This window comes from Nostoc sp. 2RC, assembly GCF_014222165.1.
GTDB lineage: Bacteria > Cyanobacteriota > Cyanobacteriia > Cyanobacteriales > Nostocaceae > Nostoc > Nostoc linckia.
Genome location: NZ_JACKZU010000002.1, coordinates 24,568 through 44,629 on the forward strand (window position 1 = coordinate 24,568; position 20,062 = coordinate 44,629).

Here is a 20,062-nt window from a genome sequence, read left to right on the forward strand (position 1 = left end):
TGGCTATTGGCTATTACACATTTTGTTGTCTTTTTTGTAAAAAGCGTTGCTTTAATCTGGCTTTACCAGCTTCTATTTTTTCGTTTAATTCATTGCTTTGATTTTCAAAGCTGTCATCTGTTTCTTGATTTAAATACCGCGAAATAGAACTGATTGTTGGATATTTAAACAAGTCAGTTATTGCTAAGTCTGGTTTAAAAAGTTCTCGGAGTTTGCTGTAAACCTGAAGCACATTTAAAGAATGTCCGCCAAGGTCAAAAAAGTTATCTTGAATGCCGACTTTCTCCACCTTGAGAATTTTTTGCCAAATATCAACAATTGTGCGTTCCATTTCATTTCGCGGCAATACATAAGCTGTTTCTAGTACTGGGCGAAGATTATCTGGTTTTGGTAGAGCTTTCCTATCTACCTTTCCGCTTGGTGCTAGAGGCAAATTTTCTAACATCACAAAGGCAGAAGGTAACATGTGATCTGGTAACTTTTCTGTTAAAAAACTACGCAATTCACTAACACTAGGAACTGGGGAGATTTTCGGAACTACATAAGCAACAATTAATAAATTACCTGGTACATCTTCTTGAACGATGACTACATTGTCACGTACATTGGGGTGTTGATTGAGAAATGTTTCAATTTCTCCCAGTTCAACTCGGAAACCACGAATTTTTACTTGATGGTCAATGCGTCCAAGAAATTCCAAATTTCCATCAGCCAACCACCTACCTAAATCTCCAGTTTTATAAATTAAATCCTGACGATTTGGTGGTAATTTCTTTTTAGTATCTGGAAAAACATTAGGAACAAAACTTAAATTAGTTTTCTCTTCATTCTTCCAATATCCCGCACCAACACCAATACCCGAAACACAAATTTCACCCGGAGCGCCAATGGGTAATAGTTGCATTTGCTCATCGAGAACATAGATATTCAAGTTAGCTAATGGTTTACCAATTGGTACTGTGCGCTGATTTTCAGCAAAAGGCTGATTAACAATAAATTGAGTAATATCATCAGCAGCTTCGGTGGGGCCGTAAGCGTTAACAATTTTGATTTCAGGATATATCTGGAGCCACTTATTTACCGAACTTATTGTTACTGGTTCTCCGACAACCATCATCCATTTTAAATCGGGTAATTCTCTTTCATGAGTTGGTAGTTCGGAAGTATATTCAAGTAAGCTGCCAAATAATGCAGGTACTAATTCAACAACTGTAATTTTTTCTGATTTGAGTGCTTTAAATAGTTTATCAGGAATTGCTACAGTTTCTACATCTACTATTACTGTTTTGCCACCAATTAAAAGCGGTGCTAAAAATTGCCAGACGGAAATATCTGTTGATGAAGGAGCGCTTTGGAGAAAAGAAAATTCTTCTGTTAATTGTAATTCATCGAATTGGGCATAAATATGATTAATTGCCCCATCATGCCTGACAATTGCTCCCTTTGGTAATCCTGTAGACCCAGAAGTATAAAGCATATAAGCTGGGTCACCAGCATGATTTATAGGGTCTATATTATCATTGGGTAGATGTTGAAAATCTAAGTTGTTATATATCTTTAATTGTGGGCGATCGCTAACTAATTTTTCATCAACAATCAAGCTATCTAAGCAAATAATAGATGATAGCTCAAAACTATCTTTTGCTAAGTCATATAACACATTTAATAACGAAATATCTGTGAATAAAAACCTGACTTCGCTATTAGCTAGCATATATTTAATGCGGTTCGCTGGATAAGTGCTATCAATGGGTACATAAGCCCCACCCGCCTTGTAGATAGCAAGAATAGCGATAAGAAAATTAATATCGCGGTCTTTGAAAATACCAATAAATTCCCCTTGCTTAACACCTAATTTCTGCAATAAGCCAGCTAGCTGATTAGCTTTTTGATTTAGCTCTTGATAAGTTAATTGAGTTTGTTCGTGAACTACAGCTACATTGTTTGGAGTTTGAATTACTTGCTTTTCAAATAATTCATTGATTGTCTGGTAAACGGGATATTCTTTAACATTGTTGTTAAATTGTTGTAATAATTGGTACTTATACGACTCTTTTAAGAAAGCAATATCGGAAATTTTAATATTAACTTGATTCAAACAGCTTTCTAAAACATTTACATAACATCTGCTCATTGATGTGATATTTTCATCTTGAAACAGATATTCGCTATATTCTATATGAACACTAATATTTTTACCGTTAACTGTAAAAGAAATTGTGATGTCGTTGTTGAGTTGCTTTAACTGAGTTTTGTGATGAATATTTTCTAGTAAAACTACTATGTCAAAAATGGGACAACGATTAGGAGTTGTGGGGATTGCTAATAATTTAATTAGTTCATCAAAATTATAGTTTTGATGAGCGTAAGCAGCTATAGTAGCATCTTTAACTTGCAAAACCAAATCTTGGAATGTCAGCTGAGGCGTAACTTGAGTACGTAGAGGAATGACTTTACTATTTACGTTATTTGTTGCGATTTTTTCATATACTGGTATGCCAAGAATAACATCATTATTTCGCGTATATTTTGGCAGCAATATTTTCAAAGTCGACACAAGAATTAAATAAATTGAAAAGTAAGAACTATTCCCCAGTTTAATGATTGCTTGAGATAAATCATTGGATAAATCAAAGCTCAGAGATTTTTTATTACCAGTGGGAAATAATGGTCTTACATAATCCAACATTAAATTTGTTTCTGGCAATTCTTTGGATAATTTATTTATCCAATAAATTTTTTCAGAGAATGTGTCATGTGACTGTAGATGTAAACCCATAATCTTTGATGTGACTAATTAACTAGTACTTAAATTTAACTCGATATACAATTATCAAAGGCTGCTTTAATAATTGAACAACCCTTTTGTAAGCTAGACATATCAATTGTGAGGGGAGGCAAAATTTTAATTACACTATCATTTCTGCCTGCTTTTTCAATGATTAATCCCAGTTCAAAACAACGCGATGTGATACGTTGAGATAAAGTGCGATCGCCAAAATTTTTCACATCAATTCCCCAAATCATTCCGATTCCCCGGATTGCAATTTTTTCACTCATCGCTGCTATTTCGTGATTCAGAAAATTTCTCAAAAAAAGCTCTTTAGCTTTTACATCTTGTTCAAAATCATAGCTTTCTCGGTACTCCAGAGCCGCTGTTGCTCCAATAAATGCTAATTGGTTTCCTCTAAAAGTACCATTATGTTCGCCAGGTTCCCAAATATCCAATTCTGGCTTAATTAATAATAGCGACATGGGAAAACCATACCCGCTAATTGATTTCGAGAGTACGACCATATCGGGAACAATATCTGCTCTTTCAAAAGAAAAGAAAGACCCCGTTCTACCACAGCCGACTTGAATATCATCGCAAATTAATAAAATATCATGTTCGTCACATAACTTTCTTAATCTTTGCATCCAATCAATGGGAGCGACAATCACCCCACCTTCTGCTTGCACTGTTTCAAAAATAATTGCTGCTGGTTTTTCAATTCCGGAATTAACATCATTTAAAACAGATTCAATATATTCTATTGTGTCAAAACTTTCCATAAATCCATAAGGATAAGGCATAAATGTGACATTACTTGATGTCCCAATTGCCCCTGCCCTAATTCCGATATTACCACTAATTGATAAGCTACCTAAAGTCATTCCATGATATGCCCCCATAAAGGAAAAAATACCTGGTCTTTGTTTAACTTTTCTAGCTAATTTTAAAGCTGCCTCTACTGCATTTGTTCCTGTCGGGCCGCAAAATTGAATGCGGTAATCTAGCTTTTTTGAACTAAGTACCGCTTCATCAAACTTCGCTAAAAATTTTTCTTTAGCCGAAGTATACATATCTAGCCCATGTGCAATTCCATCAGCATCTAAATATGAAATTACCCTTTGTTTTATATAGTCGTGGTTATGTCCATAATTTAAAGCCCCGGCTCCAGCAAAAAAATCAATATATTCTTTCCCTGATTCCGAATAAATGATAGAACCTTTGGCTCGATGGAAGATATCTGGAAAATTATGGCAATAGCTTCTGACGTTGGATTCACGCTTTTCAAATATGTTCATGAGATTCTAGGATTTGAATTACAAACCGAGCGTGTACTGTTTAAGAAACGTAATTAAGATAAGTTTTATAAAATTTAAAAATTATCTGGGGAGGTACTTTAAATACTAAGCCCATTGTTAATAACCAGTTATAGTATAAATTTTGTACTGGCATTCCTTTTTTAATAGCTGCTAAAGCAGTCAATGAGCTTTTTTGTGTATGCCAATCGATATTAAAGGAAATTGACATATCCAAACTTCTAACATAATGCAGCGTTCCAGGAGGCATATATAAAATTTCCCCAGGATTAACAATAAATGTAATTGGTCTAGCGTTTTTATAATCAGGATATTTATTGAAATCTGGATTTTCTGGATTGACAAGAAACCATCTCCAGCCTTGGCGATAGCAATATTTAGCGTCTTCAGGTAATAGGATGGTAAATTGTTTGCGTCCAGTAATTTGGAAAAAAATATTGTTAGTAAGAAGACAATCAAAATGTAATGGTGTAATGCTGTTGGAAGAACCTAAGAAAAATTGGCAGTAACGCCACCACTTATACCAATACCATTTTGGTAAATATTCAACAGGAAATGGTTTAACATCTTCTATTAGTGAAGGAATTAAACTAAATAAAGGTAGGTCATGGCAATATGGTGGTAGTGGATGATTTTCTGGATCTTTTTCATAGCTTTCTATTAATTCTATATATTTTTTCATGGTCAATCTACATATTTCGATTTCCTTATTACTAAATTTCTTGGCATAAATATTGAGAAATGGAGATAATTGTTTGAAATATTTTAAAGACCATTTATCAAACCCACTCCAATTGGAAATTACTCCAGAAATGATGACTGGTTTACCTAGTTCAACATATTCTTTTTGAAATTCATCACTTGATAGCTTATATCTTCTTTCTATTGCCGAGGAAATAATCATACCTTCATACATACCTTAAAATGTTGCTGCTAATTGCCAATCAAATGATGCTTCTTTATCTAAAGCAGTTAATATTTGGTGTTTTTGTGCCGTGGAAAATGATAGTTCTTTGATAGGAACATGAGGATTATTTATGATTTCTTGTAGAAGTACTTGAAAATCTCTAATTATCCCAGTGATTGTGGCGATATCGAATCTAGAAGCATTGTATGAAATTGCTACTATAATTTCTGATTCGGGATAGATAACTAAATTTAAAGGATAGTTGTTTCTGTAATAAGTTCCAGTTGGTTCAAATTCTATATTTCCTTTCCAATTTCTGACAAATTGACTAACTGGAAGGTTCTCAACTACAACAATTGTTTCAAACAATGGTAAATTTCGGGGTACTTCGCTCCAGCCTTGAATTTGTGTTAGGGGAGTATATTCATGATGACGTGCTTCTACTAATTGAGTTTGGAAATCTTGTAGCCATGACAATACTTGTTGATCGGGATTTAGCTTAACATTAATTGGTAAGGTATTTATAAACATCCCAACCATTGAATTGACATCGGGTAAATCTACTGGTCTTCCTGTAACAGTACATCCATAGATAATGTTGTCACGACAAGTGTAACGACTCAGGAGAATAGACCAAATTCCATGAATTAATGTAGCAAGAGTTAGACGATTTTTTGTTGCAAAAGATAGTAGGGATTTTGTAGTTGCTTCTGATAATTGAATTTTTTCTTCGTCGTATCTTTCTTTGAGATCGGGTAATTGATTATTTTCGATGTAAGTTAAGGGAGTTGGTGCTTTGATTCCTTGTAATGCTTGTCGCCAATAGCTTTCAGTTTTAGCTATATCCTGTTGCTGTAACCAATCGATATAATTTCTAAAAGGACGGGCTGGGGGTAAGTTAGCTTGTTTAGATTCGCAAAGTGCTACATAAATTTGTAAGCATTCTTCTAAGATTATCGGAGTTGTCCAGCCATCTATAATTATATGATGATTGCTCCAAATAAATTCATAGCGATCGCTAGCAAGACGAATTAAAGATAAACGCATTAAACATGGTTGAGAAAAGTCAAAATATAACTGGCGATCGCTCTCTAAAAATAACTTCATTCGCTCTTGTTGTTCTGCTGTTTCAATGCCACGCCAATCATATTGATTTAAAGTAATTTTGACTTGTTTATAAACAACTTGTAAGGGATTATCAATGTCTTCCCAATAAAATCCTGTACGCAAAATTGTATGTCTATCTACGACTTGCTGCCATGCTTGTTCAAAAGCTTCTATATTGGGTTGACCATGTAAAGTTAAGGTGTGGTGGAAGAAATATAATGCTGATTCCTTAGCATATAAGCAGTGAAAAAGCATCCCCTTTTGCACTGGTGTGAGTTCGTATATATCCTCTACATTTTCTACTTTCATTGTGCTTTATTCTCACTTAATTTATTGATTTTTGCCAAAAATTTATCTAAGTCGTCTTGGTTTAAGTTAGCCCTGGGGAAGTCAGAGGGTGTATATTTTTCTGCTGACAAGGACTGAGACTGCTGATGTTGAATCGGTGCTATTTCGATTGTTTCTTTCACCTCAATTAAATTGGCTGCTGTTGCTAACTCAGCGATAGTTTGGTGGAGAAACATTTGTTGAGAAGTTAACTTTAAGCCTAATTGATTAGCTTGGGCAACAATTTGAATTGCAATAATCGAATCTCCTGCCAATTCAAAAAAGTTGTCATGAATTCCGATTTTTTCAATCCCTAGAAATTGTTGCCAAATATTAGCTAAAGTCTGCTCAACTTCATTTTGAGGGGCAACATAAGCATTTGCTAAATTTGGACGCGGATGACTGATTTGGGTAAGATTTGTTGTTGATGTCTTTGATAACAGTCCTAAATCTTGATTGAGGTAATTGAAGGAATTGTTCTGTTCAATTACTTGTTGAAAATCTTGGGTGGAGACAATAACACGAGGCAAATGACTTAACAAAATACGATTAAAAGCTTCTGCACCTTCTGGAGGTAGTATGCCTTTTTTAATTTCTTCTTGACGTTGCAATTTTAATTGTTCTGGTAGTGTTGTCTCCACTGCCATCCCTACTTCTTGCCAAGTATCCCAGTTAATTGACACAGTGAATTCATCAAATTCAGAGGTACGATAATTTGCATAAACATCGAGAAATGCATTAGCAGCACAATAATCTACCTGTCCAAATTCACTTAATATAGAACTTTGGGATGAACAAAGCACCAAGAAATCTAAAGTAATATTTTTGAATTTTAAAATTTCTTCTAATACTAATGTGCCCTTGATTTTTGGTGCGAAAACACTATTTACTAAATCCTCTGTTTTCAGTTGAATCATACCACCGCCAGCAATACCCGCAGCATGGATGACGCCATTAATTTGACCAAATTTTTCTAAAGCTTCAGTAATAGCTACCTGCATTTCTTCGTAGCTAGCGACATCAGCACTTTTAATTTCAATTTCCGAACCTAATTTTTCAAGTGCCAATATTTTTTCAATCTTGCGGCTTACAGAATCTTGGCGATCGTGATTTTCTAGCCATTCTTGCCAGTGCGATCGCTCTGGTAATTTTTTTCTAGCAATTAAAATTAATTTAGCTTGTACTGTCTTGGCTAAATGTTCCGCCAGTACTAAACCCATACCGCCGAGTCCACCAGTAATTAAGTAAACTCCTGCTTTTTTTAGTTTAGTTTTACTAGGAATATGTTCATCTAAACGTAGATTTTCAAAGGTTGGAATCCAGCGATGATATCCCCGATAAGCAATTATATTTTCTGTTTGCTGGGTTGTTAATTCTATAATTAAATAATTGACAAATTTCTGGGAAATTTGAGCGTTAGAAATTACCACATCAATCAGCGAACAATGAATATTTGGATATTCTTTGGGAATTACCTTACAAGCACCTAATATAGTTGCCTTCTCTGGGGACAATTTTTCATCGCCAATGACATTCTGTACATTATTAGTTACAACTTTTAATTTCAGAGAATCGCTAATATTTTGTTTTCCTAATGCTTGAGTCAAATACAACAAACTCCAAAAACCAAGATTATGGCAATTTTCTAAAGTAGGTAAAGTATCATTTTGAGTAATGCTCCAAAAATGAACTATTACATTGGGAATCAAATTTTGTTTTTGCAGTTCTACCAACAAAACATCATAATCATTTTTTTGTTGGGGATTAACAGTGTATGTATATTTATTAATTTGGGTGAATTTATCTGCAATCTTAACTGTGATTAAATTTTGACTTTGCTGTTGTAATTTTTTGACAACTGCATCACCCACTCCATAGTCATCTATAAAAATTAACCAGCAGATATTTTTTTCAATTGCTGGAAATAATTCAATTGGTGTTGATTGTTTCCAACTTGGGACATAAAACCAATCAGCAATATTTGGCTTTTTAGTTAATGATTTTGGCGATATTGTTGACAAGGTAGTTTCAGAATCAGCCTCAATCCAATAACGCTGATGCTCAAAAGGATAGGTAGGCAAAGGAATACGTCTGCATTGTTCGCCAGCATAAAAGCCCGTCCAATTTATCGGCAATCCTGTCAACCAAAGCTGAGACAAAGTATTAAGTAAAAATGCCACATCAGAAACTTGCTCTTGGGGATGTCGCAGCGAAGTTAGTACCATAGTTTGTGTAGCTAACTGTCGTTTGGTTAGGGTAGTTAAGGTGCGTCCAGGGCCGACTTCTAAAAATATTCGCTCTGGTTGTTGCAGCAATGTAGCGATTCCCTCGTTAAACAATACCGCTTGTCGTAAATGTCTCCCCCAGTAATCAGGATCGGTTGCTTGCTGTACTGTAATCCAAGTGCCGCTAACATTAGAAATAAAAGGAATTTGTGGTGCTTTGAAATTGACTTCTCTAACTTGTCGTAAAAATGTCTTTAAAATCGGCTCCATCATTTGGGAATGGAAGGCATGAGATGTATGCAGACGGCGACAATCTATACCTTGTTCTGTCAACTTATTTTCTAATATTTCTATGGCATTTGTAGCACCAGAAACCACACAAAGAGATGGTGCATTGCTGGCTGCTAAAGAAAGTTCTGAACTTAACATTGGTTGTATTTCTTCAGCAGAAATAGAAACAGAAAGCATCGACCCAGGTTCGACATTTTGCATTAATTGTCCGCGAATAGCGACTAAAATCAGTGCTTCTTCTAAAGAAAAAACACCAGAAATACAAGCTGCTACATACTCGCCGATGCTGTGACCAATCATTGCTTGGGGATGCACGCCCCAAGACATCCAAAGTTTAGCCAGGGCATATTCAATTACAAATAATGCAGGTTGAGTTAAGGAAGTTTGTTGGAGTTTTTCTGCTGTAGTTTCTAATGTTGAAGGATAAAGTATTTCTTTGAGATTTAACTTTAAATATGGCTTTAATAATTCACAACAATTATCAATTTGTTGCCTAAAAATCCATTCACTTTCATATAATTCCCGTCCCATGTTTACATACTGCGCTCCCTGTCCGGGAAACATGAATACAATTGGATGGTTACGGGTTTCTGAACAATTACTAAAAATCCCTTGTTTATCTGGCGCTGTGAGTGTTTTGATTGCATCTGAAATATTTTCACACAATAAAACTCGACGATGATTAAAATTTCGGCGACCAACTTGCAAAGTATAAGCAATGTCAGCGACATTTAAATCTGGATGTGTTTGTAGATGATTCGCCAGATTTTTTGTAGCGGTTTCTAGGGCTGTATTCGTCTTAGCTGAAAGTACCAGCAATTGATACTTTCTCCCCTGCTCCATCGCTCCTTGCTTCCCCTGCTGCCTTGGAGCTTCTTCTAATATGATATGAGCATTAGTACCGCCAATACCAAAAGAACTAACTCCTGCACGTCTAGGATATTCGTTTGTTTTCCATTCTGAAAGTTGATTGTTGACATAAAAAGGACTATTGGCGAAATCAATTTGAGGATTTGGTTCCTCAAAATGCAAACTGGGAGGGATTTGTTTGTGTTTTAAGGCTAAAACTGTTTTAATTAAACCTGCAACACCGGCGGCGGCATCTAAATGTCCAATATTTGTTTTTAAGGAACCAATTGCACAGAAATTTTTCTTTTTTGTGCTGCTTTCAAAGGCTTGGGTTAGTGCTGCGATTTCAATGGGATCTCCTAAAGAAGTTCCGGTTCCATGAGCTTCAATATAGCTAATTGTTTCTGCTTCTACTTCTGCAACAAATTGGGCAGTTTTAATAACTTTAGCTTGACCTTCTATGCGGGGTGCTGTATAGCTAACTTTATTTGAACCGTCGTTATTAACGGCAGAACCTTTGATTACAGCATGAATAAAATCACCATCGTTTAATGTATCTTCTAATCTTTTTAAAACAACAATTCCTACACCTTCTCCACTAACAGTTCCCTGTGCTTTAGCATCAAAAGCACGGCAATGTCCATCAGGAGATTTAATACCGCCTTCTTGATATAAATAGCCAGCTTTTCTAGATGCACCAACAGAAATTCCGCCAACCAAAGCAATATCACATTCACCATTAAGCAAACTTTGACAAGCTAAATGTACAGCGACTAATGAAGTTGAGCAAGCTGTTTGAATTGTATAACTAGGGCCTGTTAAATTAAGTTTGTAAGAAGTACGTGTAGCTAAGTAATCTTTATCCGCAGCAATTGTTAATTGGTGTTCGTCTATTGAGTTTCTAATATTTTGATTAAAATAAATATTTAATAAATAACCGCTTAAATTAGAGCCAGCAAAAACACCTATGGAACCATTATAAGTTTCAGAATCATAGCCGGCATTTTCCAAGGCTTCCCAAGCACACTCTAAAAAAATCCTATGTTGCGGATCGGTGATTTCTGCGTCTCTAGGATTAAAGTTAAAAAAGGCAGCATCAAAAAGTTCTGCATCTTCTAAAACACCATTGGCTTTCACATAATTGGGATTGTTAATCAGTGCTGGTTCTATTCCTGCTGCTAACAGTTCTTCGTCACTGAAAAAAGAAATTGACTCTACGCCGGTTTGGAGATTATGCCAAAATTCGTCAAGATTTTTCGCCCCAGGAAATCTTCCTGTTAATCCGATAATTGCGATTTCTGAACCGTTATAAGAATATGTGTCGCTGGGAATATTCATAATTGACAAATTCCTTAATTATTTTCAACTGATTTAAGTTTTTGCAACCGTTTTCTTTGTTGCGCTTTCCCAGCTGAAATTTTCTCTGTTTGAATATCAGTTTCTTGTAGGGATAGTGTTTGATTTGCAGATGAGCTTAAATACTCTGCTAAAGAATTAATGGTGGGATATCTAAACAAATCAAGGGTTGATAGTTCGGCATTATTCAATATTTCTTGTAATTGGCTGTGAACTGTAACTAAAAGTAATGAATGGCCGCCAATTTCAAAGAAATTATCGTGAATACCTATCTTTTCAAGATTTAAAGCTTTCTGCCAAACTGAAGCTATTGTTTTTTCTACTTCTGTTTGTGGTACTACATAAGCAACTTCTAATTCTGGACGTAGCGCATCTGGCATTGGCAATGCTCGACGGTCTACTTTGCCATTAGATGTTAGTGGAAATGCTTCTAATATCATAAACGCTGTTGGTAACATATGGTCAAGCAATTTATTTTGTAAGAAGCGTCGCAGTTGAAAAATTGTTAATGTTTTGTCTGGATAAAGAGTGATATAGGCGATTAAATTTTGATTTCCTGGTTTATCCTCCCGAAGTATTGCTACACTTGCAGATACCGATGGATGTTGATTGATAACTCCTTCAATTTCTCCTAATTCAACACGGAAACCCCGGATTTTTATTTGATTATCAATTCTACCGATATACTCAATATCTCCACTTGGTAAAAAGCGGACTAAATCACCTGTTTTATAAAGGCGATCGCCTTGTTGTTTGCTAAAGGGATTGGGGATAAATTTCAAAGCTGTTAATTCAGGTTGATTCAAATAACCCCTAGCTAATCCCAGTCCACCAATATATAATTCGCCCGTTACGTTTGTTGGTACTGGTTGTAAATATTGGTCTAAAACGTACAACTGAGTATTAGCGATGGGTTTACCAATGGGTATGGAACCTGAAGTATGTTTTCCCACTGGAACTTCATAAATACAACAGCCTACCACTGTTTCTGTGGGGCCGTATTCATTGATTAATATCGTATCTGGGGCTACATCTTGCCAGAAAGTAATACTTTGGGCTAATAAGTTTTCACCACCAATAATAAAAGCTCTCGTTTTATTTGCTATCTCTTCTTTGGATAACTGTTGTTTCAACAAATCCAAGTGTGCGGGAGTGATTTTCACTAAACTTAAATTCGAGCTTTTCTTTAAAGCTTGAGAAAGAGTTTCAATTCCTTGTTCTTCTGATAATAATTCTACTGTGCGACCAACTAATAAAGGTGATAATAAACTGGTGATGGTTAAATCAAAACCCAGAGGTGAGTGGACTACAGTTCCTATTCCTTGTGCCACTGTATATTTTTGAGTAGCCCAACTTAAGTAATTCACTAATCCTTGATGGGGGATAAGAGTTCCTTTCGGTTTCCCAGTGGAACCGGAAGTGTAAATCACATAAGCTAAATTTAATGTCGTTGTTGTAGTAATTGGGTTATCAATTTTTTGTTGGTTTATAGTTTCCCAATCACTATCAAGATAAATTACTTGAATTTCATTTGTAACTAAATCTGCCATTAAATGCTGTTGAGTCAATAGCACTGGCATTTGAGAATCCTTTAAGATAAAAGTTTTTCTTTCTAAAGGATAATTAGGGTCAATGGGTACATAAGCACCACCAGCTTTTAAGATCCCTAAAAGTGCAATCAACATGAAAAGGGAACGTTCTACACAAATTCCCACCATGACATCTGGTTTTACACCTAATTGTTGTAGATAATGAGCTAGCTGGTTAGCACGATGATTTAATTCTTGGTAGGTAAATTGTTGATTTTCATAAACAGCAGCAATGTTGTCTGGGGTACGTTGTACTTGTTCCACAAAAAGTTGCTGAAAACATTTATTGGTTGGAAAATCAATTTGTGTATTATTAAACTCAATTAGCAGTTTTTGATTTTCATTGTCACTAAGTATTTGTAATTCCCTGAGTAGTGCATCAGGATAGTTAATGACATTTTTTAAAAGATTAAAAAATTGTCCCGATAATTGTTCGATATCTTCTAGAAAAAATAACTTTGCATCATAGTGCCATTGAGCCTGAAGAAAATTTTCTCTAGGAATAAATGATAATTTTATTTTGAATTTATCAAAACAAACATATTGCTGTAATAGAGAAAATTTAACTGTATTTGTAGTCAAAATTTCGGAATTTTGCTCTATAAATTCAAAACAAAAGGGTAAGAAGGGTATATTATCAAATCCTGAAAATAATTCCCAATTAAAACAATCTTGCCATTCCTCAGCTTGATTTTGTTTCAAAGTAATTTGCTCTAAAGCTTCGCTAAATTTTAAATTACCTTGGAAATGGCAATCTACTGGTACATATTTGGCTAGCAGTCCCAGCATGTCTTGGAGTTCTGCTTCCGGTCTACCATCGCAGTGAGTACCAATCACCATATTGGATACATTGGTCAAACGCCATAGTAGGGTTTGCCAACATGTTAGTAATAAAGATGATTCAGTGGTATTGAAATTTTCGGCGATCGCCTTGATTTTCGCTACAATTTCAGGGGGAATTATCTGAGTAAAAATTTGCGGTTTAAATTCAGTTTTACTAGATAAATAATTTTCATTTGGCAGTTTCAAATTACAAATATGACTAATATCTTTTTCTCGCCAATATTTTCTGCCAATTTCTGCTTCTTTTGACTCTAATAATTCATTTTGCCAATCTGAAAAAACTATGTATTGTACTGGTTCCTCATTATCTAAATTGCCAGTGTAAGCACGAGTGATTTCCGTTAATAAATTATTCAGGGAAGTTGTATCTGCGTATAAAGCAGGTAAGTTTAACAATAATATCCATCTAGATTCTGACAAGATAGCTAGAAATATCTGTAATTTATCTTGTTTAAGAGATTCAATTAACAATTCAATAGCATTATTTTGTTCTGCCGTTGAAATTGTTCTCAAATCGTGTTCTTTGATTAATAAATCGCTGTTATCTTCAATTACTTGTAATGGAATATTCATTCCTGGTAAGCAGCGAAAGCTAGTGCAAAGAATTTGATGTTTGTGGACAATAGTTTTTATGGCATTCTTCAACGTCTCTATATTTAAATTACCTGTAATTTCCACCGCACTAAATGAATAATAAGCATGGCTATTGTTCTCTTGTTGTAATAGCCATAAATGTTTTTGTTGTGGTGAAAGTTGAAAACCGTGAATTCCTTGATTATTCATGATTCAGTTAATTTTTAAAGGAACCGCAGAGACGCTGAGGACACAGAGAGGAAAGAGAAATTGTCTAGTTTAGGGATTTTATGAGTGAGTAATTATTGAAAAATCATGCTGAAGAGGTTCGCCCATTGCAGTTAAAATTTTTCTGGAACCAGAGTAGGGATTACGGGCGTGGGCTGTCAACATATTATCGAGCATTAATATATCTCCTTTCTGCCAAGGATAAACAATCATTTCTTGTTGATAAGCTGCACGAATTTCTGCAATCACTGAATCTTCAATAGGAGAACCATCGCCATAAAAAGTGTTATAAGGTAAATCTTCTTCTGTAAACTCGCTGAAAAATTTCTCTCGAAATTGTGTTTGTAAACTCGATACATGCCAAAAAACAACATGATTAAACCAAACCATTTCACCTGTTTTCGGATGTTTTGCTATGGCTGGACGAACTTGGCGAGTTCTTAAGCGGTTGTTGTCTTTCCACTCAACTTCAATAGAAGCATCACGACAATATTCTTCCATCACAGCTTTGTCTGTTGTGTGATAGACTTTTTGCCAAGGTAAACCAAATCCATCACCATAGTTGCGGACTAGCATCCATCCTTTTTTTTGAAAGCGTTCTCTAATTTGGGGATGAATACGTTGATATACTTTTCTCACATCAGCAATTGGAGTTTCTCCTCCTTGGCTTGCTGGTTCCATGCAACAAAACCATATCTTCATCGGATAGGTATTGGCATAGGATGATTCGTTATGTAAAGCAATAGTTTGGTCGGCAGGAAATTCGGTAGAAGTATAAACTTTTTCGCTTAATTTAGTACGAGGTGTGGAAGATTCTATGTAAGGCATTAATTGAGGACACACGGCGCTAACAAATTGCTCAAAATCCTCTTTTTGGTTAATAGCAAAACCTCTAAATAAAATACCTCCATATTTTAATAAATTAGTGGCGATAAATTCTTGATTTTTTGCAGTCCAAATAGGTAAATTGAAATCGCTGAATTTTGGCGAGATAACTAAAGGTAGTTTATTTGTAGTTTCTAAAAAAGATTGTGTAATTAATTCTTGGGGAGATAAGTTAATTACTTTTGGCTGAGCTTGTGATTTAAATGCTTTAAATTTTTGGCTACGGGCTTGTTTAAATTCCTCTTGTTTTGCATCTTGTGTTTGTTTTTCTGCTGCTGCCAATATTTCTTTGATGCCTGTAAATTTAATATTAGGTTGAGCAACAACAGCACGTAAAATTATTTCATAATCTGTAATAAATTTAGTAATCCTAGAAGCATTAAACAAGTCTGTGCTATATTCCCAACTACCACTCAAACCTTGTTCACTTTCCCACATGGTAAGTAGTAAATCAAATTTAGCTGTGCCATTGTCAATATCTTCGATAACTTTCAACTTTAAACCTTCAAGTTCTAGTGGCAAAGTCGGGGCATTTTGCAAAACAAATTTAGATTGAAATAGAGGTGTACGGCTTAAATCTCGTTCTGGTTTTAAGGCTAATACTAACTGGTCAAATGGCATATCTTGATGTTCGTAAGCACTTAATGTCACCTCACGAATACGTTGCAATAGTTCCTGAAAAGTTGGATTTCCTCCTAAGTTGGTACGTAATACTAGCTGATTAACAAAAAAACCAATAATATTTTCTGTGTCTGGATAATTGCGGTTTGCAACATCAGTACCGACAACAATATCATCTTGTTTTGTGCAGTAATGCATTAAGATTTTAAATCCTGCCACTAGAGTCATAAATAAAGTGACTTCTTCTCTACGACTTAATGCTTTAATTTCTTCACATAGTTGTTTTGATAGTTGTAAATGTTGGCTAGTACCGCGAAAAGTTTGAATTTTAGGACGGGGATAATCAGTACGCAATTCCAACACGGGTAAGTTAGCAAGTTGTTGTTTCCAATAAGACAAGTGTTTCTGCATTACTTCACCTTGCAGCCATTGATTTTGCCAATAGGAAAAGTCTGCATATTGAATTGGTAATTCTGTTAAAGGTGATGGTTGTTTTTTGCTGAAAGCTGCATAAAGAATAGATAATTCACGAATCAGTACGCCAATTGACCAGCCATCAGAAATAATATGATGCATCACTAACAGCAATACATAAGATTCTTCAGCTAAACGCAATAAATTCACTCGCAGCAATGGACTTTTAGTTAAGTCAAAAGGTCGTTGAGCTTCTGCCAAAATTAACTGCCGCACTTTCAAAGATTGTTTTTCTGCTGAAGCTTCACTGACATCTACAATTGGGATAGTGATAGTAATAGATGGAAGGATTAATTGTACAGGATTTCCGTTTACTTTTTTAAAGCTAGTGCGTAAGACTTCTTGTCGCCGTGAAAGTTCTTGAAAAGTTTGTTCTAAAGCATTTATATCTAAATGTCCCTTGAGGTAAACGGCGGCTGGCATATTATATGTAGAACTTCCTTCCTCTAATTGTTCTAAAAACCACAATCTTTTTTGAGCAAAAGATAAGGGTAATTCTTTGTCTCGTGAAATTCGTGCAATTGGTGGTAAGGAATTAATATTTAGCTGTTTTTCTTCAATGCTTTTAGCTAATTTTGCTATTGTTGGCAGTTCAAAAATGCGGCGTATTGGCAACTGGATATCTAAATTTTTATTAATGCGGGATATCACTTGGGTTGCTAAAAGTGAGTGTCCCCCTAATTCAAAAAAGTTATCGTTGACTCCTAATTTTTCTAATCCCAGTACTTCCATCCAAATAATTGCTAATTGCTTTTCCATAGAAGTTTGAGGTGCAACAAAGTTTTCCTCACATTCTGGAAGTATTTTATCAAGTGCGGGTAACGCCTTGCGGTCAACTTTTCCATTAGGTGTTAGTGGTAGTGCTTCTAAGATGACGAAATTACTTGGTAACATATAGCTTGGTAATTTCGATTCTAAAAAGTTACGCAGTTGAGGAATCGTTAATGTTTGCTGGCTTTGAAGGACTAAATAAGCAACTATTCGTTGAGAATCTAGAGAATCGTTACGTACTATAACTACTGCTTCTCTAACTGCGGAATGTTGAGTTAGGAGTGCTTCAATTTCTCCTAGTTCAATACGAAAACCACGGACTTTTACTTGATTATCAATTCGACCAATGTATTCTATTTCTCCATTTGATAAATAGCGGGCTAAATCTCCTGTTTTATACAAACGCGTAGGTTTTTGACTAAATGGATTTGGGATAAATTTTTCTGCTGTTAAGTCGGGACGATTGAAATAACCTCGTGCAAGTCCATCGCCACCGATATGCAATTCCCCTGCTACACCTATAGGAACTAATTGATTGTATTGGTCTAGAATGTAAAATTGTGTATTGGCGATCGCACCACTAATACCTATAATTTTTACATCAGTTTCTACCTGAGATGCTGCTGACCAAATAGTGGTTTCTGTAGGGCCATACATATTCCATAAATAAGCACATCGATGCAATAATTGATTGGCTAAATATCCAGGTAAAGCTTCTCCACCACAGAGAATTTTTAATTGACGATTTCCACTCCAGCCTGCTGTTAAAAGCAATTGCCAAGTTGCTGGTGTTCCTTGCATCACTGTTGCTTTGGACTCTGTTAGTTTTGCTGATAATTGAATTCCATCTGAGGTTATTTCCCTACTAGCAATTACCAAACAACCACCAACTATAATTGGTAGAAAAAGTTCTAAAGCAGCAATATCAAAAGCATAAGTTGTCACTGCCAACAAAGTATCGTTTTCGGTTAATCCCGGTCTTTGTTTCATGGAGTACAAAAAATTACTCAAAGCGCTGTGGGGAATTTGTACGCCTTTTGGTTTTCCTGTAGAACCAGAGGTATAAATAACATAAGCTAGATGATCAATAGTTAATTTATCAAGTAAATTTTCTTGACTTTGTTGTGCAATTTTCTGCCAATGTGCATCTAAACAAACGACTTGACTTTGATTTTGCGGTATTACTTCTAAAAGGCAAGTTTGAGTTAACAAAACCGGGGCTTTTGCATCTTCTAAAATAAATGCTAATCGCTCCTTTGGATAACTAGGATCTAGCGGAATATATGCTCCACCTGCTTTGAGTACGGCTAATAATCCGATAAGCATATTTAAGGAACGTTCTACACAAATCCCCACTAAAACTTCCGGTTTTACTCCCAGTTTTTGTAAATAATGTGCTAATTGATTAGCTTTGATATTGAGTTCGTTATAAGTTAATTGCTGATTTTCAAATACTACTGCTACAGCATCAGGTGTTTTTTCCACTTGCGCTATAAATAATTGATGAATGCACTTTTGAGGATAATCAACTCCGGTATTATTCCAATCTTCCAATAATTGTTGATGTTCTTGTGCAGTCAGTAACGGCAAGTCTTTAACACGCTGCTGTTGGTTGGCTATCATCCCCAATAATAATGTACGCAAATGCCCCAACATTCGAGCGATGGCATTTGATTCAAACCGATGACTTTCATAGAAAATTTCTAATAATAATTCTGCATCCACCTTCACTGATACAGTGAGGGGATAATGAGGATGTATAAAACTACGAATATGAGATATTTGTAAATTGCTGACTTGTTCTAACTTAGAAAAATCTGTCGGATAATTCTGAAAATTAACTAGACTTTCAAATAAAGGTTGCCCAGATGGAATTTCACTGCATTTTTGAATTTTGATTAATGGGCATTGCTCATATTGTCGTGTTTCATTTTGCTGTACTTGCAGTTGCTTGAACCAAGATATCAAAGATGCTTCTGAATTTATACGTACTCGCACTGGCAGAGTGTTAATTAACACCCCCACCATTGATTCAGTTCCAGCTAAATTGCCCCGACCAGCAACAACACTTCCAAAAACAACATCCTTTTCTCCACTGTAACGGCTTAAAAGAATAGCCCATGTACCCTGTATTAAAGTATTTAAAGTTAGCTGTTGCTGTCGTGCAAAAGATTGTAATGCTAATGTTTCGGCAGTTGATAATTTAATATATTGTTGTTTATATTCTTTTTGTTCGTCAGATAAAGTACTAGAAATTTGGTCTACACTCAAGGAAGTAGTTGCATTAAATTGCTGCAAATACCGTCGCCAAAAAGCTTCATTTTGAGAAATATCCTGTTGTTGTAGCCAAGCTATATAATCTCGGTAAGGACGAGGTTTTGGTAAATCTAAATTTTTATTTTGGCTAAACGCTTTGTAAAATGTAAAGACTTCGTCCATCACCAAAGATGAAGACCAGCCATCTAATAATAAGTGATGTTGACTCCAGATAAATTGATAATTATTTTCGGCTAATTGTATCAAAGTTAACCGCATCAACGGTGCTTGAGAAATATCAAAACCTCGTTGTTGTTCTGCGGCTAAAAAACTTTCAATATGTTTTTGCTGGGTAATACTATCAATGCCGCGCAAATCTTCCTGCCGCCAAGGTAACTTTACTTGCTTATGTACAATTTGAGCGGGTTCTTTTAAGCCTTCCCAAACAAAAGATGTCCGCAAAATTGAATGACGTTGTATTAATTTTTCCCATGCTTGTTTAAATGCTGAGATATTCAATTCACCTACAATATTGCAACTGAAGATTTCACAATAAACTGCGGAGTCTGGGGCATAAAGACTGTGAAATAGTATGCCTTGCTGTGTTGGTGAAAGTGGATAGAAATCTTCAATATTTTTCATTTGATGAATACCAAAAAATATTATTAAAA

At 35.3% G+C, this 20,062-nt stretch carries 7 protein-coding genes; all 7 read right to left on the bottom strand.

All coding sequences use genetic code 11. The features are described 5' to 3' along the window. Window positions 1-13: 13 nt before the first annotated feature. Window positions 14-2,779: a non-ribosomal peptide synthetase gene (locus tag GNE10_RS00750; RefSeq protein WP_185563211.1), complete on the bottom strand. Its 2,766-nt coding sequence runs from the start codon at window positions 2,777-2,779 to the stop codon at window positions 14-16. A gap of 35 nt (window positions 2,780-2,814) precedes the next feature. Continuing rightward, complete coding sequence (gene ectB / locus GNE10_RS00755) at window positions 2,815-4,071, bottom strand: diaminobutyrate--2-oxoglutarate transaminase (protein ID WP_185563212.1); 1,257 nt, start codon at window positions 4,069-4,071, stop codon at window positions 2,815-2,817. A 40-nt stretch (window positions 4,072-4,111) separates the two neighbouring features. Next, a complete protein-coding gene (locus GNE10_RS00760; protein WP_260446700.1) occupies window positions 4,112-5,005 on the bottom strand; it encodes a cupin-like domain-containing protein in 894 nt (297 codons plus the stop codon). A gap of 3 nt (window positions 5,006-5,008) precedes the next feature. Further along, window positions 5,009-6,412 carry a condensation domain-containing protein gene (locus GNE10_RS00765; protein ID WP_185563213.1) on the bottom strand — a complete coding sequence of 468 codons (1,404 nt, stop codon included), beginning with the start codon at window positions 6,410-6,412 and terminating at the stop codon, window positions 5,009-5,011. Beyond that, the gene (locus GNE10_RS00770; RefSeq protein WP_185563214.1) at window positions 6,409-11,133 is read right to left on the bottom strand and encodes a type I polyketide synthase; all 4,725 of its coding nucleotides are present in this window, start codon (window positions 11,131-11,133) and stop codon (window positions 6,409-6,411) included. The genes GNE10_RS00765 and GNE10_RS00770 overlap by 4 nt, the downstream gene beginning before the upstream one ends. A 14-nt stretch (window positions 11,134-11,147) precedes the next feature. Then, window positions 11,148-14,366: a non-ribosomal peptide synthetase gene (locus GNE10_RS00775; protein WP_185563215.1), complete on the bottom strand. Its 3,219-nt coding sequence runs from the start codon at window positions 14,364-14,366 to the stop codon at window positions 11,148-11,150. A 78-nt stretch (window positions 14,367-14,444) separates the two neighbouring features. Further along, on the bottom strand, window positions 14,445-20,033 hold the full coding sequence (locus GNE10_RS00780) for a non-ribosomal peptide synthetase (RefSeq protein WP_185563216.1): 5,589 nt from the start codon (window positions 20,031-20,033) through the stop codon (window positions 14,445-14,447). Window positions 20,034-20,062 lie beyond the last annotated feature (29 nt).